Below are 21,224 nucleotides of genomic sequence, written 5' to 3' on the forward strand. Positions count from 1 at the left end.
GGCTTTTTGACCATAAAAAATGGTTTTTTATCAGAACTTTTCATCATTCCACCATTTAGAGAAAGCTCTATGATTCAGGCCATTTTCTTTGATCTTGATCAAACTTTATTGGATCGTACTACTTCTCTCGATCATTTTTTAAATTGGCAAATTAATTTTTTTCAATTGATTCCCCAGTGAGAAAAGGCAAGATTTATTCAGATATTTCTTGAGCTTGATCAAAATGGTGCCGTCTGGAAAGATACCGTTTATAAAAAGTTAATTGATGAGTTTAAGATCGAATCTATTGAATATCACGATTTACTCAAAAGTTATATTTCTGACTTTAATAAATTTTCGATTGGATTTCCTCATATTGAAAATACGATTAGAAACCTAAAACAACAAGGGTATCTTATTGGCTTAATTTCAAATGGACGTACTCCATTTCAAGAGCATAATTTTTATGCTTTAGGTCTAAGCGAATATTTTTCAAATATTTTAGTATCGGAAGCGGTGGGTCTACGTAAACCAGATCCTGAAATTTTTAATTTAGCTTGTAAACAATTAGAAGTATTTCCACAACAATGCGTTTTTATTGGTGATCATGAATTAGCAGACATTCAAGGCGCAAAAAAAGTAGGGATGAAAACCATCTATTTTCATCCAGACCCTCAGATTAATTCAAAAATTTCGGATGCTAATCTGCATGATTATCAAGATATATTCATGGTTTTAAATCAGCTCAGCATCAACACCACACAGGAAAACACCAAACAATAAATCCCAAATAAATACCAGCGACCATGTTCCAGCCATGCAGAGAGCCATTTAAGCGCCACTAAACCTGTTAAAAAGCTAAAGACCATGCCAAACAAGCTTGGTAATAACAAACTTCCTAATGCCAAATGGGAAGCTCCCGCACTTGCATGTTGCGCATGAACCAAACGCAATAATTCTTTTGCGATTACAGCAGGAGTTAATACCACAGCCAAGGCAAAACTAAACTCTTCGGCTTTTTGACGAGAAATACCTAAAAATAACGCAGTGGAAATCGTTGCACCTGAGCGAGAGAAACCCCGAAACGGTAAGCATAAAGCTTGCACTGCCCCAATCACGATAGCACTTGATAAACTGATATCACCTTGCTGTCCACGATCAAAACGTGAAGATAGAATAATTAAAACCCCTGCTGCGGCTAAAGCTGCTGCCATCAATTTGGAGTTACTAAATAAATGTTCAATCTCAAAGTTACTGGCTCCACCAAAAAACACATGTTTAATCAGGGATTGTAATAATAATCCTAATCCCCCTGTGATTGCAGTCGCAATCAATACATACCAGACTCGTTGCTTAAAAGACTGCCAGTCAGAAAAATAAGTTTTTTTCCACGAATGCCAAAAATAAACGATTACGGCAAACATCGTACCTGTATGTAGCATCACCAAAAGAAAGGTCATATTTGGCGCAGAAGGGTCAAAACCCATCATTTTTTCTGCCAAAATCACATGCGCAGAACTGGAAACAGGCAACAGTTCTGCTAACCCCTGAATTACTGCCAAAATAAATACATGGAAAAGGTTCATTTATATTCTCGTAAAAGCCCGTGATGCTTATATACTTACGAGCCATTAAAACTAGATTAAAAAGCTCAATCGAATTAAACAAACACAACGCTAATCATCCGAATAGATGAATTTATTGCTTAAAAGTGGTCTTACTTCATTTTTAAATTTTATTTTGAATAATCCCGCGCTCCGAAAAGAGCCGTACCAATCCGTACAATTGTCGCGCCTGCTGCGATCGCAGCATTAAGATCACCTGACATTCCCATACTTAAAGTATCCCAGTCCTGTGGCCGTGCATGCTGAGGCTTTACCTGTTCAAATAATTCTTTGGCATTTATGAAAGCCTGAGAATGATCGGGAGCAGGAATCACCATAATTCCGCGTAGACGAATATGGGGCAATTGACTAATTTTTGCGACTAATTCAGCCACTTCGTTTGGTCGACAACCATCTTTAGATTCTTGTGCATCGATGTTAACCTGAATGCATAAATTCAGTGGCGACTGCGTATCTAAACGCTGGCTGGATAAACGCTCAGCAATGATTAAACGATCGACACCGTGTACCCAGTCAAACTTTTCTGCTAAAAGTTTGGTTTTATTACGTTGAATATGTCCGATAAAGTGCCATTCAATTTCAAGGTCTTTTAATTCTTCAATTTTTTCCAATGCTTCCTGTAAATAATTTTCTCCGAAGCAACGCTGACCTAACTGATACATTTCACGTAAAGCCTGACTTGGATGAGTTTTCGACACTGCCAATAAATCTACGCTATCAGGGTCACGCTGAGCACTTTGACATGCATTTTTGATTTGATGAAGGACCTGATTTCGTGCTTGTTGAAATTGATTCATTGACAGGGTTCTCATTTCAGTTATTTTTTTTGCTTAACCTTACTTTGAAGTGTTGGTAAGCGATTCGGAAACGCTTATTATTCTACAAAATAACGATACATACTCATTATATTAGGGGAAATCATGGATATCACAGAATTACTCGCTTTTTCGGTTAAAAATGGTGCATCGGATTTGCATCTTTCAGCAGGCATGCCACCTATGATTCGTGTCGATGGTGAAGTCCGTCGTATTAATCTGCCTGCACTGGAACACAAAGAAGTTCACCGTCTTGTTTACGATATTATGAATGACAAACAACGTCGTGACTTTGAAGAACAACTGGAAACGGACTTTTCTTTTGAAGTGCCCAATATTGCGCGTTTTCGTGTCAATGCTTTTAATCAAAATCGTGGTGCAGGTGCAGTGTTTCGTACCATTCCATCTAAAGTTCTTACTATGGATGATTTGGGTTTAGGGCAAATCTTTAAGGATATCTGTGAGTATCCACGTGGTATTGTTCTCGTAACGGGCCCAACAGGTTCGGGTAAGTCTACCACCCTTGCCGCGATGCTGGATTATATCAATGACAATCGCTATGACCATATTTTAACCGTAGAAGATCCAATTGAATTTGTACACCAATCCAAAAAATGTCTGATCAACCAGCGTGAAGTACATCGCGATACACATGGCTTTAATGAGGCGTTACGTTCAGCCTTACGTGAAGACCCTGATATTATCCTTGTGGGTGAGATGCGTGATCTTGAAACCATTCGTTTAGCTCTGACTGCCGCAGAAACAGGTCACCTTGTGTTTGGAACACTGCATACCACATCTGCCGCAAAAACTATTGACCGTGTTATCGATGTATTCCCTGCCGAAGAAAAAGATATGGTTCGCGCCATGTTATCTGAATCTTTACAAGCCGTTATTTCTCAAACCTTATTAAAGAAAAATGGCGGTGGTCGTGTTGCGGCACATGAAATCATGATCGGGATTCCTGCTATTCGTAACCTGATCCGTGAAAACAAAGTTGCACAAATGTATTCTGCTATTCAAACAGGTGCCAATTACGGCATGACCACACTAGATCAAAGCTTGAAAACGCTTGTGTCTAAAGGTATGATTAGCCCACAGACAGCTCGTACTGTTGCCAAATCGCCAGAATCCTTCCTATAAACCATAAAAATAAAAGGATGATAAGACATGGATTTTAATGACCTACTCAATCTAATGATTGAACAACAAGCCTCAGACCTGTTCGTAACCGCAGGTGTTGAGCCGTCTATGAAAATTAATGGACAGATTGTTCCTGTTTCCAAGACTAAACTAAGCGGTGAAGTTGTTGGACAACTGATTCAGTCCATTATGAGCGATAAACAACGCAAAGAATTTAGTGAAACACGTGAATGTAACTTTGCCATTATGAATCGTGATAAATCTTCACGTTTCCGTGTCAGCGCCTTTCAACAGCGCGACATGCCAGGTATGGTATTACGGCGTATCGAGACGACTATTCCATCCATGGATGAACTACGTTTGCCTGTGATCCTTAAAGATCTTGCCATGACTAAACGGGGCATCATTATTTTTGTAGGTGCAACAGGAACTGGTAAATCGACTTCTTTAGCCTCCATGATTGGATATCGCAATCAAAATTCCAAAGGTCATATCATTACGGTTGAAGATCCGATTGAATTTCTGCATGAACATGCAGGGTGTATTGTCACTCAACGTGAAGTCGGTATAGATACAGATTCATTTGAGATTGCATTAAAAAATACGCTAAGACAAGCACCTGATGTTATTTTGATTGGTGAGATTCGTTCTCGCGAGGTTATGGACTATGCCATTGCTTTTGCTGAAACTGGACATCTTGTGCTTGCAACACTGCATGCCAATAATGCCAACCAAGCACTAGATCGTATTATTCATTTCTTTGAAAGTGATCGACACAATCAGTTATATATGGATCTATCACTAAATCTCAAAGCGATGGTGGCACAGCAACTCATCCCGACACCTGACGGTAACTCACGTCGCGCTGCAATTGAAATTTTAATCAATACACCTTTACTTGCGGACTATATTCGTAAAGGTGAAATTCATGAAATTAAAGATTTGATGAAACGTTCACGTGAACTGGGAATGCAGACTTTTGATCAGGCTTTATTTGATCTTTATAAAGCAGGTGAGATTACCTATAAAGATGCTTTGAAACATGCAGATTCGCCAAACGATCTTCGCCTCAGCATCAAACTTTCAGAAGAAGGTGCAGAGCAACTGATGAATGCCAGTCGTAACATCACTTTCGATGGCCAATAAATTATTCACTGCCCTTTCTTTAGTTTCACAAAATAAGTCTCCGATGTGTAAACTTATTTCAGGACAGGAAATGACTTAAATAAAAAAGGAAGCCTGAGCTTCCTTTTTTAATTTGTTGCATTTATGTGATTTTATTGCTTTTTACGATACGCTTCCTGACATTCAGTCTCGCTACAATAACCATATAAATTCAGGGAATGACCAGTTAAAGTAAAACCATGCTTTTCAGCAACAGTATGTTGCTCATGTTCAATAATTTCATTTGTAAATTCAACAACTTTACCGCAATTCAAGCAAACCAGATGATCATGGTGATCTTCTTGCATAATCTCAAATACAGAATGATTGTTTTCAAAATGATGACGCTGGATAATGCCCGCAGCCTCAAATTGTGTTAATACGCGGTAAACAGTAGCTAAACCTACATCTTCACCTTGCTCAAGCAAAGTCTTATAAATATCTTCTGCGCTCAAATGATGTTGTTTTGAATTTTCTAATAATTCCAAAATCTTAATTCGTGGCAGGGTGACTTTAAGTCCAGCTTTACGTAAATCTTGATTGGAAATCGGCATAAAAAAAGGTCTCTCAACAAATTTAAAGTTGGAATAGGCAATCGTAGTTAGATGCAGTATGATCTATCCCTAAGTCAAATGCATCATAATTTATCGGGATAGTGTAGCAAAATGCAAAAACTTATGTTGGCGTTATTCGTCACTTCACTGCTTGCTGGTTGTTCAACTTTAGGTGTCTACAAAGTTGACATCCCTCAAGGAACTCCATTAACCAAAGCCCAAGCATCGAAAGTTCAAGTAGGTATGAATTTTCAACAAGTTCGCTTTTTGCTCGGTAGTCCAACCGTTACAGATCCATTAAATCCATTCCGTTGGGACTACATCTACAACTATATTCCAGGCACGTATGCTAAAAAAGCAAAAATCCCTGCTGCACATGGGCAACATTTAAAAATTTACTTTGATGAATCAGGAACAGTCAAAAGTATTGAAGGTTTAGATACCATTCCTGATTCACAACCAGGCTTACCAGCATCTAAAGAAGCGATTTTGACAGCCCCACCACTATAATGATTTTTCAATAAAAAGATACCCCTCGATTGAGGGGTTCTTTCTATGAGTCAGATTGTTTAAAACGATTGCCACGCTGAAAACGACCTACTGGGTTTTTCTGAGCCCGTTTACGTCGAATATCTTGAGGATGAATCGTAAGTGGTCGATAAATTTCAACACGATCACCTGATTTTAATCGCGTATCTAGCGTAATTTTGACGCCAAAAATACCCAGTTGAAGTGGATCATCTATATTTATTTTCTGTCTAATTTGACTGTATTGAATCGCTTGTTCTGCGGTCATGCCATCTGTAAATGGGACAGCAATTAAAAATTGCTGATCAACCGCAGCATAAGCAACCCAGACTTGAGTTTGACTCATGACAACAACTGTCCAATGATCGCTAGCATTGCCAGAATAATCGATAACGGTAGAACAATACGAATCGCAATCCGCCATAGATTATAAAAAAGTTCATTACTAAAGTTCATCGATTTGCGTAAATGACTGATTTTCATAATCCAGCCTGCAAAGATTGAATAAATTAAACAAATCAATAATCCCCATAGCATAAGCAAAATATTAAATTCAAATTGCACCTGAGGAATGAGCCAGATTAATGTCGCAATTAACAATACTGCCCATTGAATCACAGCCGAAAGCTGACGTTGTTGTAATTGTTCTTTTGCCAGTTGCAACAGTAAAGCCGCCGCCATGACTCCCGCAATTGCTAATGTTAATACTGGAATATTTTGCTGTACCGAATAAAAGCCAAAAGCGATAACTGCAAGAAACTGAGCGATCCAGATTGGCAAAGCACTTTTACTGGCTTGCTGACCATCCTGAACCTGTTGCAAACTATTTTGCCAGTACAGCCCCATGCCTAAACCTGTCGCGACTAAAGCCAGAACTGTAGCATTGCCCCACTCTTTAAACTCAATTGGAGTCCAATGCCAGCTCGCAGTAGGTTGTGCCAATACGAGCGAACTGATAAAAGAGATCACAACACCAAGCATCATCAAAATCAGTAAAATCTGACGTGGAACAAATGATAAAGCAAACGCCACGATCACGAGTCCTACGAACATAACTTGAGAGCTTATACCAAGCCCCAACGTTACAGATGCAGCTAAACCTAAATGCGATAAGATCGCACCCGCAAGAAAAGGAATAAAGACAACTGCTAGCCAGCCTACTATACGCCATTTTTGCGATGCATCTGCATCACGAGTTAAACTGGACAAAGCGTTGAGCGCTGTTGTTTTCGTTCGTTTAGCCAATGCAATTTCCAGATAGCATATTGGTAGTGCCAAAATAACCATTGTCGCTAACCAAAGAAGCCAGAAATCGAGTTGGCGGTCTATCTGAATCCCCACAGCCGATGCTAATGCTGCAACAATAATAAAAGTAAAGCAAAACGCCATGAGTGGTGATAACCATCGTGCGAGAGCTGAATCCTGCATCATTCATTCCTAATATGAAGTCTGGAGATATTTTGCCTTTGTCGAGTGTGAAAATCAAAGTTTGCATATAAAAAATGCAAACCATCTATTTCTAAATGATTTGCAGCGCTGAGTCTTATTGTTATTGTCTTTTATTCAAGTTTGCCAATTCATGACTTTTTTATGAAAAGAATCGTGCAAACCACCCTTTGCCTTTTTTCTGTTCTTTTTCTTTAATGATTCCCATCATATTTTCTTTAACTGCGCCGACATAATCAGCATCATCATGTTGAATATGATTAATTAACCATTTTGAAAGCACTTCATATAATTCTTCTTCAACATTATGTCCCATTTCAAAACGTTCACGGTAATGCTCAATTTTTTTAATAAATAAATCATGTACACGTTTATGTGGTACACGATATTTATAATTAGCCTCTTCCTGTAAACTTTCCTCAAAAGCAAAATGGGATTGTGTATAATCAATCAAATTTAATAGAACATCTTTAACATGAATTCTATCGTGTGTTTTTCTAACTTCTTCTAATTCATTTATGTAGTCAAGAATACGTTTATGCTGATCATCAATGACTTCAATGCCAGTATTATATTCAGGAAGCCATTTCATCCCCTACCCCTTTTCTAAAACATTTATTAGATATCAACATCATATCTGTTATTTTTTTAAATAAAAATAAACCAAACTGGTCAAGATTATAAAAAAACCACACACAATAATTTAACAAATTGATTTATATTAATTTTTATAAAAAAGCATAGTAAAAAAGTAAGATATTTTTTAACCAAATAATAAGTTTATTCTCTATAAAAATATGAATTAAATAGAAAATTTATAATACAAATAATGTAAAAAATAAAAAAATTTAAACAACCTTTTGTTTAATTAAAAATCCAATCAATATTAATATTGATCTGCACGGGTGATACGCTTAAGCTCAGGATTTTTTTGTTCACGTTCTAATCTTTCAACCCGTGTTTGAGCGTGTTTTATCGGTTTTCCATCCTGAAATAAAATCATTTCACCAGCTTGATAGGATTTCCATTGTTCATTTTGAGTTAAAGGTTCAGTAGTAATAACTGCAACACGATCATGTGAAGTGGTGACTTGACTGAAATCAACCTCTACATCCAGATCAATTAATCGGGCAGCTTTAAAAGGATATTCACGAACAAGCCAATGTAACTTGGTCGTCGCATAGCTAAACAAAGCTTGACCATTGGACAAACAATAATTAAAAGTTCCAAATTCAGCTACTTTCGGTGAAATCTGTTCAAGAACATTAAAAACTTGCATGACACTTGGTTCGGTATAGTTAAAATGTTCTACTAACTGATCTAGCAAATAACAAAATGCACGCTCGCTATCTGTATTCCCAATGGGAATAAATCGTCCCGTTAAAGGCGGATCAAAATCATGTAAATCGCCATTATGTGCAAAAATCCACTGTCTGCCCCACAGTTCGCGGATAAACGGATGCGAGTTTTCCAGTGTAATTTTACCCTGTGTTGCTTTACGAATATGCGCGATGACATTGCGGGATTTAATTGGATAATTTCGCACCAGCTCTGCAATAGGAGACTCAACCGCAGATTGATTATCGACAAATAAACGGCAGGCTTTATCTTCAAAAAATGCGATACCAAAACCATCTGAATGATCAGAGGTAATTCCCGCCCGTTGTGAAAATCCTTTAAAAGAAAAGGTTATATCTGTCGGGGTGGCACAGTTCATTCCAAGTAGTTGGCACATAGCATACAAATAAAAGCAAAGGGCTTATCTGTATTGTGCATCAGTGGCAAAAGGCTTGCAAATCTGAATATCTAGACCCTTATGCAAATTCAACCATAAGTTTTATTTTTGACCACGTTTACTCAATACAAAAGATTTGGCAACCTGATTGACTTCAAGAAAAACAAAATAATCCAGACAGTTAAAGCTTTCATCATAAAAAGGTTGGCAAGATAGTTTAGATTGCATATCTAGATACATTTTAAATAATTTAGGCATCCGTTCATCCTGTGGGAAGCTAAATTCAGGACGCGGTATTTCAAAACTATTTTTAGATGCAATTGCGATGGTTTGCTTTTCATCCAAACGCTGAATTTGCTGATGAGTATGGTAAGCACGTGTCAAATTATCTTGCAGATGAATACTGACGCAACCCATCAAATATTTAGCACGCATTGACCAAAGGACTTTAGGAACAAGATTGAGCCATAATGTCGATAAAGCTTTACCCGAACGAAAACGGGGATGCACGCAGGTACGTCCTATTTCCAAGACATTCGGTAAATGCGATAGATGCGGAATAATATCAAACTCGCTGGCACTATAACTTTGTGCAAGTTCATGTCCCTGAAACAGCTTAAGACGAGTATAAGCAACTATCTCACCTGTCCATTTCTCTCTTAATACCGCATGTTCGCAGCCAAAATCATAAATATCCTGATCTAGCCCATCCTCAAACCTTACACCGAATTGCTCACTAAATTGAACTGCACGAAAACGTTGCACTTCTTGTAATTCTTTAAGGTTATCGACCCAGTCAAAGCGAAAATGTGTTTGATTTGTTTTTTGACGAGTTAAAGGCAGATTAAAATTTTGGCGATAATGATTGAGTTTTTCTAGCATAATGTCACCCTGTTTTTATCATTATGCTTACACTAGGATAAGATCATGACAGGAAAATGACGTTATTACAGACAATAAAAAAGTCATCCGAAGATGACTTTTACAACAAAAAAATTAATGTGCTGATTTATGCCCAAGTCTGTTAGTAATGAGCGTTCCAACCCCATGATCGGTAAAGATCTCAAGTAAGGTTGCATGTGGGACTCGACCATCGACGATATGAGCGCTTACAACACCGCCTTTAACGGCATCTAAGGCACAACCTACTTTAGGAATCATACCGCCATAAATCACACCCGTTTCAATTAAACGGTCGACGTCCTGTGTACTTAAACCTGTCAGCAGATTTTTATTCTCATCGAGAACACCTGTGATATTGGTCAATAAAATTAATTTTTCCGCACTTAATGCTTCTGCGACTTTACCCGCGACCAAATCTGCATTGATATTATAAGTATTACCTTCTTCATCTACCCCTAACGGTGCAATCACAGGGATAAAATCACTCTGGGTAAACATTTCTAGCACATCAGTTTTTACACCAACGACTTCGCCAACCATTCCCAGATCAATATGTTGCACCTGCCCTTGTTCATCTTGCTTTTCCATCAGCAGTTTACGCGCACGCAACAAGTTGCCATCTTTACCTGTTAAACCAATTGCACGACCACCGTGTTTATTGATCAGATTAACAATAGATTTGTTGACACTACCACCGAGCACCATTTCGACGACTTCCATTGTCGCTTCATCGGTGACGCGCATTCCATCAATACGATCAGATTCTTGTCCTAATCGTTTGAGTAAAGAGTCGACTTGTGGGCCACCACCATGTACCACGATTGGATTTAAACCGACTGTTTTTAATAACACAATATCACGTGCAAATGAGCTTTCCAGTTCAGGATCGGTCATTGCATTGCCACCATATTTCACAACTAGCGTTTTACCCGAAAAACGTTGAATGTACGGCAAAGCTTCGGTCAATATTTTCGCTTTGTCGATGCCAGTATGCTGATGTGGCATTCGTCTCTCCTTAATGGATGTTTGAAATATCTTGCGCTATTTTAGGGTATTTATCCTGCAACATGCGAACAAACTGATGTCGAATATGCGCCAGTTGCAAAGGATTGGCAGCATCAAATCTGACGGTAAAGTATTCGCCCGTGTTGGATGCTCGAATAATGCCAAAACCATCAGTAAAATCAAGTCGTATACCATCAATTTTACTGAGTTGGGCTTTAGATTGATGACTTAAGCTCTCAATATCCTGTAAGACATTTTTGGGTTCAGAACGATACGTACTAATATAAGTATCTTCAGTACAATAACGCTCTGGGAAAGCTGACAATAGCTGAGACAGTGTTTGCTTAGGGAACTGACTTAAATATTCCAAGATACGCAATGCAGCATATAAACCGTCATCATAACCAAACCCACGACCATCATTGAACACATAATGCCCTGCGTATTCTCCACCAAATATGGCTCGTCCCTGTGACTGCGATAAATAGCTTCGTAAAAAGCTACTACCTGTACGAATCATGGTCGGAGTTCCACCTAATGCTTTGACTGTTTGGCCAACCATACTGGAACATTTAACATCAAATACAATTTCTGCATGTGGATGTTGCTCCAGACAGATTTTTGCAAATAGAGATATCAAACGATCTGCGGTAATAATATGAGCATGTTCATCGATTATGACTAAACGATCACCATCGCCATCCAAAGCAATACCTATATCTGCATCTTGATCAATGATAGTTTGTCGCAATTTTTCCAAATGAATGGCTAAAGATGGGTCAGGCGCATGATCTGGAAACTCACCATTGGCTTCACAACGTAAAGCAATCACTTCACAACCTAGCCTATTCAACACAATTTCAGCACAGCGTCCTGCTGAACCGTTCAAACCATCTAAAACTATTTTAAAAGGACGTGCAAGCTGAATATCTTGGAGTAAACCTTGTTGATAGCTTAAACAATAATCGCTTTTGATTTGATGATTTAAACCACGTATACGCGGTGTTTCAAGCGCTGTAATGTAGTCATGTGCTGCTGCATTTCCAATGTCTTTGATTTGCTCTGGTGTTGGTGGTTCACCCTTTAAAATCCATTTAATACCATTATCGGATTTTGGATTATGGCTCGCAGTGACCATCACCCCATTTCCATTAGTTTGACGCGCCATGAAATACATCATCGGGCTTGAACAACAGCCTATATCGGTAACGTCTAGCCCTTGTTTTTCAAAAATTGTCTTTAATATAGCTGCATATTGAGGACTGCTTAATCGGGCATCATAACCTATCACCACTTTTAGCTGTTCCGCAGCCCGATATTGACGTGCTAAAGCATAGCCAATCGCAGCCACCACTTGCGGCGTAAAAACCGTAAGCTTGCCACGAATATCGTAAGCACGAAAAATATGTAAGGGAAAATTAAACATCGCATCCATAGGCATCTTCTTTTAATTCAAGGCCTACTTATTAAAAGTAAAAACAGTATTGCTTATGATATAGGCAGTAGGCAGCATTCTTGTCAGTCATTCAGACAGATTAAGTGTGATGTTTTAATCTAATTTTTTGAAACATTCAATACAAAAAAAGAAACGCCTGTTTAAACAGGCGCTTGAATTATTGCTTTCCAGTATGACCAAAGCCACCCGCACCACGATCGGTGGCAACAAATTCTTCTACTTGTTCAAATTCAGCCTGAATTACAGGAACTAAAACATATTGCGCCAAACGTTCACCTGGTTCCAAAGTAAAGCTTTGTTGCCCACGATTCCAGACAGAAACCATCAGTTCGCCTTGATAATCTGAATCGATCAGCCCAACCAAATTACCCAGTACAATACCGTGTTTATGCCCCAAACCAGAACGCGGTAAAATAAGACCCGCAAAATGCGTATCGTGTATATAAATCGCCATGCCTGTTTTAACTAAAACAGTTTGACCGGGTTGAATTTGAATCGCTTCATCAACACAAGCGCGTAAGTCCAAACCTGCTGAACCTACAGTCGCATAAGACGGTAGCGGCCATTCATTACCTAAACGTGAATCTAAAATTTTAACTTGGACTTTCATTACATTTCCTAATCGTTCAATCAATTATTTCTTTAATAAAGCTTTTAAATTTGCCAGATATTGCTGCGCCTGCTCTTTCGGATCTACATTCCCCGCCAATTTCTTTTTGCGTCCTAACCACTCTAGTTCGTCTTGCGGTAGTTCATCCAAAAAGCGACTTGGTGTCATCTGTTTCATTTGGCCGCCATTTTTACGCTGTTCAGCCAATGTCAAAGTTAAGCCCTGACGTGCGCGAGTAATGCCCACATACATCAAACGGCGTTCTTCTTCGATGGTTTCAGCGGCAATCGAGTTTTTGTGCGGCAATAATTCTTCTTCTAAGCCCATAATATAAACAAATGGAAACTCAAGACCTTTCGCTGCGTGTAAAGTTAGTAGGTTGACTTTATCTGTGTCTTCTTCTTCCTGCTGCTGTTCCAGCATATCCAGTAGTACTAATTTACGAATCACACTTTCAATGTTCTTTTCATCGACATCTTCAGTGCGATTCAGTAAGCCTTGAATACTGCTAAATAAATTTTCAATATTATCAAGCTTGGTTTTTTCCTGTGCAGGTGTCGCCGCAGTTTCACGGATATAATCAATATAGCCCGCCTCATTCATCATCTGGCGAACCTTTGGCACAGGTTCATCGTCATCCATCAGTTCACGAGTAAAATTGCTGATAAAATCGGAAAACTCATGTAATTGTGTTGCAGCTTTTTTCGGAATTACCATGCTAAGGCGCTGATCGGATGCCGCACCCAACAAAGATAAATGGTTTTCCTGTGAAAACAGACCCAACTTTTCTAATGTAACAGGCCCGATGGCACGTTTTGGGGTATTAATAATTCGTAAAAATGCGCTGTCATCTTCTGGGTTAATAATTAGACGCAAATAGCTCATCACATCCTTAATTTCTGCCCGTGCGAAGAATGACTGTCCACCTGAAAGTTTATAAGGAATTTGCATTTGGCGTAGTTGCGTTTCCAAAACACGCGCCTGAAAGTTGCCACGGTACAACACCGCATAATCTTTCCAGTTTTTCCCATTCATCAGTTTATGGGTCATCAAATCTTTGACCACACGCTCAGCTTCATCATCGTCATTACGGCAAGTAATAATCCGAATCACTTCGCCATGCCCTTTATCGCTCCACAATTTTTTATCAAAAATATGCGGATTGTTTTCAATCACGGCGTTGGCTGCTTTTAAAATTCGGCTAGTAGAACGATAATTTTGTTCAAGCTTGATGACTTTTAGATTGGGAAAATCTTCTTTGAGCAATGCCATATTTTCAGGTTTTGCGCCGCGCCATGCGTAAATCGATTGGTCATCGTCACCCACCGCAGTAAACTGTCCCATCACCCCAACCAGTAATTTCACTAAAATATATTGGGCGGTGTTAGTATCCTGATATTCGTCCACCAAAAGATAACGGGTACGGTTTTGCCATTTATCACGGACTTCAGCATTTTCCTGCAAAAGACGTGTTGGCAACACAATCAGATCATCAAAATCAACCGCGTTATAAGCCCGTAAATTACGTTCATATAGCTGATAGAGATGGGCAAATTGAACATCCTCTACAGTTTCACAAGTTGAATGAGCCTGTTCTGGTACAATCAGATCATTTTTCCAGTCTGAGATTTTTTTCATCGCTTTGGCAATCAGTTCTTTGCTTTCAGCTCCAGAAAGATTGTCACGCTGCATTAAATCCATCAGGATGCGTTTACAGTCATCGGCATCCAAAATCGAAAAATTATTTTTAAGTGGCGTATGTTTTAGTTCCAAGCGCAACAAATTCAAACCAAAGGTATGAAAGGTTGAAACTGAAAGACCTTTTCCTTCTTCACGAGAAAGCAACTTCCCGACGCGTTCTTTCATTTCACGCGCAGCTTTATTGGTAAAAGTCATTGCAGTAATACGATGCGCAGGAATACGACAATTTTTCACCAGATAAGCAATTTTCTGGGTAATTACTGAGGTTTTACCTGAACCAGCCCCTGCAAGTACTAACAAGGGCCCTTGAGTATATTTCATGGCTTCAAGTTGCTTGTCATTTAGATGACTTGCTGCTGACATAGGTTTTCCTCTCACGAATCCGAGCATGATTATAGACATCTAATCACAAGATGACTAATCGATTAAGATGGATTTTACTCATAAAAAAACCACCCGAAGGTGGTTTTTAAAAACTAAACGACTAAGATTGACGCTCATAGATGCTAATTTCAACACGACGGTTTTGTTCACGTCCTTCTGCGGTTGCATTTGAAGCAATCGGATTTGCTGAACCATAACCTTGTGCATTAATACGGGCAGATGAAACACCTTGACCACTTAAATAGTTCGCAACGGATTGAGCACGAGCCTGAGACAATGGAATATTGATTGAATCATTACCCGTACTGTCTGTATAACCTGTCACAAGAATTGCACTCTTGTTGTCTTCTGCAAGCGTTTGCGCAACTTTATTTAAAGTTGTATAGAAGTTAGATTTGATATTTGATTTGTTGGTATCAAAAGTAATGTTACCAGGCATTACCAATCCAACCGAACCATCTGGATTACGGTTTACTTCCACACCAGTACCTGCCATTTGTTGACGCAATTTTTTCTCTTTTTGGTCAAGGTACAAACCACTTGCACCACCTAATACTGCACCAATTGCCGCGGCACGGTTGTTTTGACGGCTAGAGTTAGCATTTGACTTAGAGATACCATAGCCTGCTGCTGCACCAATCAATGTACCTAAAGCAGCTTTATCGTATTCTACGCCACCAAGATTTTGTCCTGTTGATTGGCAACCTGAAAGTGCCACTGCTGCCCCAACCACTGTCGTAATTAATAGTGCACGCATTGCATGCCTCCTCGTTTGTGTCTTTGTTGTCTGTGAAAATAATGATAGAAAAAAACCACTTAGACCATTGATTTTTTGTTAACAATACGCCGTTTTTTTACATTTTGTAATAGTTTGAGTATCTTTCGATTAATTCTTCACTACATTTTATCCATTGTTTCACTGTTTAACTTTTTAAATCAGTTTACAACGTCTATATTGTGTTCAGATTTTTAACAAATTGGATGTAATTCTTCATCAGGATTTATTTTATGTCTAAACAACCCCAAAAACAGTCGATGCTCAAAAAAATTACCCGAGGCGTGACCGTGGGAAGTGTGATTACAGGCAGTACCTTTTTACATGGTCCTCCTGTATTGGCACTCGGTTTGACCAAATTATTCAAACAATCACGAAAAGTGGATGAAACCAACATTCAGATTACCAATAGTTGGCTTGGCATAAACAACTGGCTCATCGATCACGTATTACCTCATTTAAAATGGGATATCACGATAGACCCCGATCTTGAATTAAGTATGCAGGGTCGTTATCTAATGATGTGTAACCATCAGAGTTGGGTCGATACAACGGTCAATCAATATTTTGGTGTAAGCCGTATGCCCCTCACCCGTTTCTTCACCAAATGGGAGCTTATTTTTATCCCATTTGTAGGACAAGCCTTTAAAATTCTGGGCTTCCCGATGATGAAACGGCATAGCAAAGAGCAAATTGCCAAAAATCCAGAACTTAAAACACGCGATATGCTTGAAGCACGTAAAGCGTGTGAACAACTGCTGTCTCAACCCTTTACCTTGTTGAATTATCTGGAAGGCACACGTTTTACTCAAGCCAAACACGATCAGCAAAATTCGCCATATCAAAATCTACTTAAACCCAAAGCAGGTGGTTTGGCGCTTGCTTTAAATATTTTGGGTGATCAAATTGATGCTTTGGTAGATATGAGCATTGTCTACCCTGATGGACCACCCGAATATAGCGACTTCTGGCTAGGTGATGTTTCCCGTATTGCAGTCAATCTACGTAAAATCGAGATTCCTGCGTGGGTATTGGGTGGCAATTATGAAGAAGATGAAGATTACCGTAAACGTTTTCAGGATTGGGTCGATCAACTCTGGACAGAAAAGGATCAGCTTATTAGCCAGATGAAAGCCAAATATTCTCATTAAGTATCTTAATCATTTAAATTGACAGGCATTATGCAAAACAGTTCCAAACAGAAATCTAAATATCATCACGTAGATCCGACCAGTCTATCGTTTAAAGTTTTTCTGGTTTATGACATCTTTATGGTGTTTATTATTCTTTTTAATCTGTTTTGCCTCTGTGCTAATTACTTCTTAATGAGCAGTATTGGTACATGGTTTTTTGAACATATTCATTTGCCTCAAGTACTTGAATTTTATCGTAGCCACTTGCATCCGTGGGTGATTACGACTGAAGCATGGTTTATTGGTTTTTTGATTGTAGAATTGCTAGTACGTTGGGCGATTGCTATTGTGAATAAACATCATTCACGTTGGTTTTTTTTTCCGTTTATTCACTGGTATGAAATTTTAGCCATTATTCCGCATTTACGCTTTTTGCGTTTATTTCGAGCGGGAATTATCGCCTATCGACTCAAAGAAATGGGCTATAAGATTATTCCTGAAAATTGGTCGACACAAAGCATATTTTATTATCACGTGGTCATGGAAGAACTTTCTGATCGTGTAGTTTTAACCATTATTCATGGGATTAAGCGTGAACTTGAAACCAGTTCAACCCATAAACGTATTATTCACGAGTTGGTCGATCATCATCGTCAGTTATTTGCGATGACAATTGCTGAATTATTACAAGAAAGTTTGGCCACTGAACTTAAAGCTCAACATAATCAAATTTCTAAAGGTGTCGGACAAATCGTCAATCAAGCGATTGAAGATACTCCTGAGTTAACTCAGTTATTACGCTTGATCCCGATTGTAGGAGGTCGAATTGAACAGCAAATTCAAAGTATTGGACAACGCTTGGGTGAAAACATAACCGCAGGCTTACTACAACCATTTACAACGGGTTCAGAACGTACAATTAATCCAAATTATGAACTCATTGCACAGCGCATAAGTGAAATAAATATTGATAACAAACACTTAGAAGATTTGGTTGAATCTGTAGTGTTTGAAAGTCTTGAAGCCATTCGCCAACAAGTCAAAGTTAAACAATGGCAACAAGTTTTAAAAGAACGCGATCAAGCTAAAGATTAGGCATTTCAACAATTTTTTTTGATTGATAGCTAGAGAAATCACCAAATTTGGTCTAGGATTTGGACTATTTACAATATTACCTCGGCGTACCAGCTCGTCAGAGGTTCTTAAGGAATAATTATGGCTGATATACGGATTACAGGCAGAATGGTCAACTTTACTCGGTTGACTCTGGATACAAATGATCATGATGCCATCCGCCAGCAATTATCAAACACACTCAGTGAAGGTGCTTATCAAGGCACATTGGTGATTATTGATAGTACCGTTGAACAGGAACTGATTGCTTTAATTCAGCTTTTAATTAGTCTTGGTTTACAGCCAATGGCTGTGATTGATGGTGTTTTAGGCGATGAAGCCCGCGCGATTCAATTCCCAGTACTTGGTGCCGATCAACCTTTACAACGAATTAAACCTTCACGTGAAGAAGTGACTCTGGTTGAGGAAACAAAACCAGTTGCGTCAAACTCTGAAACAAAAACAACACCAACAAAAACAGCGATCGCACACAAGACCTCTTACCATGATGAAATTTTGCGTACAGGGCAAAGTCTGGTACAAGATCATGGTGACATTATTTTAAATGCCAGTATGAATAGTGGCTCCGAAGTCATTGCATCGGGAAATATTCATATTTATGGCAATGTTCGTGGTAGAGTCATCGCAGGTGTTGGAGGAAATCCAGCCGCACGTATTTTTTGTCATTGCTTAGAAGCTGAATTAGTTTCTATTGCAGGAACCTATTGTGTAGCGGATGATATTCCCAAAGATGTGCTGAAAAAAGCGGTACATATTTATTTAAATGACAAGCAAGAACTTGTATTTCAGGCTCTGGAATTTTAAGGTATATATTAAACACCAATAAAAGCCCATTTTAAGGGTGTATGACCATAACAGGAGTGGATTCGGTGGCCAAAATTGTTGTCGTAACATCAGGCAAAGGTGGGGTAGGTAAAACTACAACGAGTGCATCTTTTGCAACAGGTTTAGCCCTACGTGGTCATAAAACTGTTGTAATTGATTTCGACGTAGGTTTACGTAACCTCGATTTGATCATGGGGTGTGAGCGTCGTGTTGTGTATGACTTTGTCAATGTCATTAATAACGAAGCCCGTTTACAACAAGCACTTATCCGCGATAAAGATATTGAGAACTTATATATTCTTCCAGCTTCACAAACACGTGATAAAGATGCTTTAAGTGATGAAGGAGTTGCGCGTGTAATTGATGAATTGTCACAGGAATTTGATTACATTATTTGTGACTCGCCTGCAGGCATTGAACGTGGTGCTATTTTAGCCATGTATCATGCAGATGAAGCCATTATTGTAACGAACCCTGAGATTTCATCTGTCCGCGATTCAGATCGTATTATTGGGATGCTCGATAGTAAAACCAAAAAAGTTGAACAAAACGAAGGACGTATACGTAAGCATTTATGTATTACCCGTTTTAATCCAGAACGTGCAGACCGTCAGGAAATGTTGACGATCGATGATATTGCAAAAGATATTTTACGCGTTCCAACTTTAGGCGTTATCCCAGAGTGCCCAAGTGTTTTACAAGCTTCTAACGAAGGTAAACCTGTAATTCTTTATACTGAGACGAAAGCAGGTCAGGCTTATGATGACCTTGTCGCACGTTTCCTCGGAGAAGAGCGTCCTTATCGACACATTACATCTCAGCCTAAAGGCTGGTTGGCACGGTTATTTGGAGCGTAGATATGGCAGGATTCTGGAGTAAACTTTTTAGTGGTGAAGACAAACCATCAAGCGCACAAACAGCCAAAGATCGCTTAAAAGTTATTGTGGCTTCTGAGCAGGGTCTAGGTCGTCGTTTGAGTCAGGATAAAATTGACCAAATGAAAAAAGAAATCATGCAAGTGGTCAATCGCTACGTGCGTGGTGTCGATGAAGGTCACATTCAAATGCAAGTGCGTTCTGAAGCGAACATTGAAATGTTAGAAATGAATATCAACTTACCCGAAGAGAGATAAGCGATTTTATTGATATTTAATCTATAAAATTCTTATTAGCGATTTTCTTCAAATAAGGGCAAAATGTGAGGCTAACTCAGTAAAGTGTTGCTTAACTGAGTTAGAAAGCGAGAAGCTAGGCTTCGAGCGAAAACATTTTGCCCTTAATTATTTTAAGCCTGAGGACGTGTAATGGCATTATCACAGCCAGCAACTTTCAATGAAGAATGGTCAGACGAGCGTGTTTTTGCCTATCTTAATCAACTTCCACCAGAAGGTGTAAATGCAGACTTTCACGTGCTCTATCATGCTTTCAAACATATGCGTCCAAATGACTATGAACGTTTATTGACTCAGTTTGTTGCAGATGGTCGTGATGTTAATGCCACCAATCCTCAGGGACAACGTATTCATGATGTGATTGCTGAATTTCCGCGTCAGCGTGAACCATTCTTAGAAGTCTTAGCAAAATTTGCCTAAACCTGAGATCAAATAAAAAACCTGCATTCGGCAGGTTTTTTTAGCTTGCGCATTTTTAGCGATGACTAATCAAATAAACACCAAACGCCGTAAAGATACCGCCAGAAATACCATCAATCCATTTCGCAACATTTTGATAAGCAGATTTAAAACTTGGTAAAGAAAATACAAATACTACAAATAAAAACCAGATCAGGGTTTCTATAGCAATAATGAAAAACAGCAATGAATGAACATGATCTAATGCAGGATTTGCCAAGAACAAAGAAAATACACTACCAAAATAAATCACAGCTTTTGGATTGGATAAATTGGTCAATAAACCTTTTAAGAAAAATTTTGTGTCAGTTTTAGGTAAATCGATTGAGATATTATGACTTTGAGCTTTTTGCTTGGAAAAAGCTGAGCGTAGCATCTGAAAGCCTAACCAACATAAATAAAACCCACCCACCACCAATAAGATTTGCTTCAACCATGCCATTTTTTCAAAAATGATATTTAAGCCCATCAATGCCAACATCGCCCAAAACATGACCCCAACGGTAATACCTAAAACGACAAAGACAGCTTCACGTCGTGAGCGGCTAATTGCAGTTTGAGAAACTAGAAAAAAATCAGGGCCAGGAGTAATGAGTGCACAAAACTGAATAAATATTAATGTGACTAAGGCAACAAACATCACTCCCCCTTATTAAATGCATTTAGAGTTTAAATTTAA

At 38.8% G+C, this 21,224-nt stretch carries 23 protein-coding genes and 1 pseudogene; 10 read left to right on the forward strand and 14 right to left on the reverse strand.

Features of this window, described 5'->3' with window-relative positions:
• The first annotated feature begins 69 nt into the window (after nt 1–69).
• Nucleotides 70–762: pseudogene (locus tag A7A69_RS16555) on the forward strand (HAD family hydrolase).
• Here the strand turns inward: A7A69_RS16555 and A7A69_RS04360 are convergent.
• Complete coding sequence (locus tag A7A69_RS04360; RefSeq protein WP_120370044.1) at nt 720–1,565, reverse strand: undecaprenyl-diphosphate phosphatase; 846 nt, start codon at nt 1,563–1,565, stop codon at nt 720–722. The pseudogene A7A69_RS16555 and the gene A7A69_RS04360 overlap by 43 nt on opposite strands.
• A 149-nt stretch (nt 1,566–1,714) precedes the next feature.
• Entirely contained in the window at nt 1,715–2,401 is a 687-nt protein-coding gene (locus A7A69_RS04365) for a YggS family pyridoxal phosphate-dependent enzyme (RefSeq protein WP_120370045.1), read from the reverse strand.
• Nucleotides 2,402–2,524: 123 nt separating this feature from the next.
• On the opposite strand from A7A69_RS04365, the gene A7A69_RS04370 reads away from it, so the two are divergent.
• Both A7A69_RS04370 and A7A69_RS04375 read left to right on the forward strand, forming a co-directional pair.
• Nucleotides 2,525–3,562: a type IV pilus twitching motility protein PilT gene (locus A7A69_RS04370; protein ID WP_130803221.1), complete on the forward strand. Its 1,038-nt coding sequence runs from the start codon at nt 2,525–2,527 to the stop codon at nt 3,560–3,562.
• Between the two features lie 27 nt (nt 3,563–3,589).
• The gene (locus tag A7A69_RS04375; protein ID WP_120370047.1) at nt 3,590–4,708 is read left to right on the forward strand and encodes a PilT/PilU family type 4a pilus ATPase; all 1,119 of its coding nucleotides are present in this window, start codon (nt 3,590–3,592) and stop codon (nt 4,706–4,708) included.
• A gap of 131 nt (nt 4,709–4,839) precedes the next feature.
• Here the strand turns inward: A7A69_RS04375 and fur are convergent, their stop codons facing one another.
• On the reverse strand, nt 4,840–5,280 hold the full coding sequence (fur, locus tag A7A69_RS04380) for a ferric iron uptake transcriptional regulator (RefSeq protein ID WP_151980904.1): 441 nt from the start codon (nt 5,278–5,280) through the stop codon (nt 4,840–4,842).
• 111 nt (nt 5,281–5,391) lie between these two features.
• Here fur and A7A69_RS04385 point away from each other — a divergent pair, with 111 nt between their 5' ends.
• Nucleotides 5,392–5,790, forward strand: coding sequence for an outer membrane protein assembly factor BamE (locus A7A69_RS04385; RefSeq protein ID WP_120370049.1), 399 nt, complete (start codon nt 5,392–5,394; stop codon nt 5,788–5,790).
• A 43-nt stretch (nt 5,791–5,833) separates the two neighbouring features.
• Here A7A69_RS04385 and A7A69_RS04390 read toward each other — a convergent pair whose 3' ends face one another.
• The 10 genes from A7A69_RS04390 to A7A69_RS04435 form a co-directional block, all read right to left on the reverse strand.
• On the reverse strand, nt 5,834–6,154 hold the full coding sequence (locus A7A69_RS04390; protein ID WP_151980905.1) for an RnfH family protein: 321 nt from the start codon (nt 6,152–6,154) through the stop codon (nt 5,834–5,836).
• Nucleotides 6,151–7,236: an SLC5/6 family protein gene (locus A7A69_RS04395; protein ID WP_152876402.1), complete on the reverse strand. Its 1,086-nt coding sequence runs from the start codon at nt 7,234–7,236 to the stop codon at nt 6,151–6,153. The genes A7A69_RS04390 and A7A69_RS04395 overlap by 4 nt, the downstream gene beginning before the upstream one ends.
• A 160-nt stretch (nt 7,237–7,396) precedes the next feature.
• The gene (locus A7A69_RS04400) at nt 7,397–7,846 is read right to left on the reverse strand and encodes a bacteriohemerythrin (RefSeq protein ID WP_120370052.1); all 450 of its coding nucleotides are present in this window, start codon (nt 7,844–7,846) and stop codon (nt 7,397–7,399) included.
• A 294-nt stretch (nt 7,847–8,140) separates the two neighbouring features.
• Nucleotides 8,141–8,989: a class II glutamine amidotransferase gene (locus A7A69_RS04405; protein ID WP_151980907.1), complete on the reverse strand. Its 849-nt coding sequence runs from the start codon at nt 8,987–8,989 to the stop codon at nt 8,141–8,143.
• Nucleotides 8,990–9,091: 102 nt separating this feature from the next.
• Entirely contained in the window at nt 9,092–9,871 is a 780-nt protein-coding gene (locus tag A7A69_RS04410; protein ID WP_120370054.1) for a GNAT family N-acetyltransferase, read from the reverse strand.
• 114 nt (nt 9,872–9,985) lie between these two features.
• The gene (gene argB / locus A7A69_RS04415) at nt 9,986–10,897 is read right to left on the reverse strand and encodes an acetylglutamate kinase (protein ID WP_151980908.1); all 912 of its coding nucleotides are present in this window, start codon (nt 10,895–10,897) and stop codon (nt 9,986–9,988) included.
• A gap of 10 nt (nt 10,898–10,907) precedes the next feature.
• A complete protein-coding gene (locus A7A69_RS04420) occupies nt 10,908–12,332 on the reverse strand; it encodes a phosphomannomutase/phosphoglucomutase (protein WP_152876403.1) in 1,425 nt (474 codons plus the stop codon).
• 178 nt (nt 12,333–12,510) lie between these two features.
• A complete protein-coding gene (dut, locus tag A7A69_RS04425; protein ID WP_152876404.1) occupies nt 12,511–12,963 on the reverse strand; it encodes a dUTP diphosphatase in 453 nt (150 codons plus the stop codon).
• Between the two features lie 24 nt (nt 12,964–12,987).
• Complete coding sequence (locus A7A69_RS04430) at nt 12,988–15,027, reverse strand: UvrD-helicase domain-containing protein (RefSeq protein ID WP_120370058.1); 2,040 nt, start codon at nt 15,025–15,027, stop codon at nt 12,988–12,990.
• Between the two features lie 121 nt (nt 15,028–15,148).
• Nucleotides 15,149–15,805 carry a YiaD family glycine zipper/OmpA-like lipoprotein gene (locus tag A7A69_RS04435; protein WP_120370059.1) on the reverse strand — a complete coding sequence of 219 codons (657 nt, stop codon included), beginning with the start codon at nt 15,803–15,805 and terminating at the stop codon, nt 15,149–15,151.
• A gap of 251 nt (nt 15,806–16,056) precedes the next feature.
• Here A7A69_RS04435 and A7A69_RS04440 point away from each other — a divergent pair, with 251 nt between their 5' ends.
• From A7A69_RS04440 to A7A69_RS04465, 6 genes are all read left to right on the forward strand, one after another.
• Nucleotides 16,057–16,974: an acyltransferase gene (locus A7A69_RS04440; RefSeq protein ID WP_120370060.1), complete on the forward strand. Its 918-nt coding sequence runs from the start codon at nt 16,057–16,059 to the stop codon at nt 16,972–16,974.
• A 30-nt stretch (nt 16,975–17,004) separates the two neighbouring features.
• On the forward strand, nt 17,005–18,051 hold the full coding sequence (locus tag A7A69_RS04445; RefSeq protein ID WP_152876405.1) for a preprotein translocase subunit SecA: 1,047 nt from the start codon (nt 17,005–17,007) through the stop codon (nt 18,049–18,051).
• A 120-nt stretch (nt 18,052–18,171) separates the two neighbouring features.
• Nucleotides 18,172–18,894, forward strand: coding sequence for a septum site-determining protein MinC (minC, locus tag A7A69_RS04450; RefSeq protein ID WP_152876406.1), 723 nt, complete (start codon nt 18,172–18,174; stop codon nt 18,892–18,894).
• Between the two features lie 65 nt (nt 18,895–18,959).
• Nucleotides 18,960–19,772 carry a septum site-determining protein MinD gene (gene minD, locus A7A69_RS04455; protein ID WP_120370063.1) on the forward strand — a complete coding sequence of 271 codons (813 nt, stop codon included), beginning with the start codon at nt 18,960–18,962 and terminating at the stop codon, nt 19,770–19,772.
• Between the two features lie 2 nt (nt 19,773–19,774).
• Nucleotides 19,775–20,047, forward strand: a complete 273-nt coding sequence (minE, locus tag A7A69_RS04460) for a cell division topological specificity factor MinE (RefSeq protein ID WP_120370064.1) — start codon at nt 19,775–19,777, stop codon at nt 20,045–20,047.
• A gap of 171 nt (nt 20,048–20,218) precedes the next feature.
• A complete protein-coding gene (locus A7A69_RS04465; RefSeq protein ID WP_004995952.1) occupies nt 20,219–20,506 on the forward strand; it encodes a PA4642 family protein in 288 nt (95 codons plus the stop codon).
• Between the two features lie 55 nt (nt 20,507–20,561).
• On the opposite strand, the gene rhtC is transcribed toward A7A69_RS04465, so the two are convergent.
• Nucleotides 20,562–21,185, reverse strand: coding sequence for a threonine export protein RhtC (gene rhtC, locus A7A69_RS04470; protein ID WP_152876408.1), 624 nt, complete (start codon nt 21,183–21,185; stop codon nt 20,562–20,564).
• Nucleotides 21,186–21,224 lie beyond the last annotated feature (39 nt).

This window comes from Acinetobacter guerrae (assembly GCF_009372255.1).
In the GTDB taxonomy this organism is placed as follows: domain Bacteria; phylum Pseudomonadota; class Gammaproteobacteria; order Pseudomonadales; family Moraxellaceae; genus Acinetobacter; species Acinetobacter guerrae.

Coding starts and splice junctions, on each gene's coding strand:
- fur (WP_151980904.1), bottom strand. CDS start 5,280: ATGCCGATTTCCAATCAAGATTTACGTAAAGCTGGACTTAAAGTCACC.
- A7A69_RS04435 (WP_120370059.1), bottom strand. CDS start 15,805: ATGCGTGCACTATTAATTACGACAGTGGTTGGGGCAGCAGTGGCACTT.
- A7A69_RS04375 (WP_120370047.1), top strand. CDS start 3,590: ATGGATTTTAATGACCTACTCAATCTAATGATTGAACAACAAGCCTCA.
- rhtC (WP_152876408.1), bottom strand. CDS start 21,185: ATGTTTGTTGCCTTAGTCACATTAATATTTATTCAGTTTTGTGCACTC.
- A7A69_RS04440 (WP_120370060.1), top strand. CDS start 16,057: ATGTCTAAACAACCCCAAAAACAGTCGATGCTCAAAAAAATTACCCGA.
- A7A69_RS04445 (WP_152876405.1), top strand. CDS start 17,005: ATGCAAAACAGTTCCAAACAGAAATCTAAATATCATCACGTAGATCCG.
- A7A69_RS04390 (WP_151980905.1), bottom strand. CDS start 6,154: ATGAGTCAAACTCAAGTCTGGGTTGCTTATGCTGCGGTTGATCAGCAA.
- A7A69_RS04420 (WP_152876403.1), bottom strand. CDS start 12,332: ATGGATGCGATGTTTAATTTTCCCTTACATATTTTTCGTGCTTACGAT.
- A7A69_RS04370 (WP_130803221.1), top strand. CDS start 2,525: ATGGATATCACAGAATTACTCGCTTTTTCGGTTAAAAATGGTGCATCG.
- A7A69_RS04360 (WP_120370044.1), bottom strand. CDS start 1,565: ATGAACCTTTTCCATGTATTTATTTTGGCAGTAATTCAGGGGTTAGCA.
- A7A69_RS04410 (WP_120370054.1), bottom strand. CDS start 9,871: ATGCTAGAAAAACTCAATCATTATCGCCAAAATTTTAATCTGCCTTTA.
- A7A69_RS04395 (WP_152876402.1), bottom strand. CDS start 7,236: ATGCAGGATTCAGCTCTCGCACGATGGTTATCACCACTCATGGCGTTT.
- A7A69_RS04365 (WP_120370045.1), bottom strand. CDS start 2,401: ATGAATCAATTTCAACAAGCACGAAATCAGGTCCTTCATCAAATCAAA.
- A7A69_RS04385 (WP_120370049.1), top strand. CDS start 5,392: ATGCAAAAACTTATGTTGGCGTTATTCGTCACTTCACTGCTTGCTGGT.
- A7A69_RS04465 (WP_004995952.1), top strand. CDS start 20,219: ATGGCATTATCACAGCCAGCAACTTTCAATGAAGAATGGTCAGACGAG.
- A7A69_RS04400 (WP_120370052.1), bottom strand. CDS start 7,846: ATGAAATGGCTTCCTGAATATAATACTGGCATTGAAGTCATTGATGAT.
- minE (WP_120370064.1), top strand. CDS start 19,775: ATGGCAGGATTCTGGAGTAAACTTTTTAGTGGTGAAGACAAACCATCA.
- dut (WP_152876404.1), bottom strand. CDS start 12,963: ATGAAAGTCCAAGTTAAAATTTTAGATTCACGTTTAGGTAATGAATGG.
- A7A69_RS04430 (WP_120370058.1), bottom strand. CDS start 15,027: ATGTCAGCAGCAAGTCATCTAAATGACAAGCAACTTGAAGCCATGAAA.
- minC (WP_152876406.1), top strand. CDS start 18,172: ATGGCTGATATACGGATTACAGGCAGAATGGTCAACTTTACTCGGTTG.
- argB (WP_151980908.1), bottom strand. CDS start 10,897: ATGCCACATCAGCATACTGGCATCGACAAAGCGAAAATATTGACCGAA.
- A7A69_RS04405 (WP_151980907.1), bottom strand. CDS start 8,989: ATGTGCCAACTACTTGGAATGAACTGTGCCACCCCGACAGATATAACC.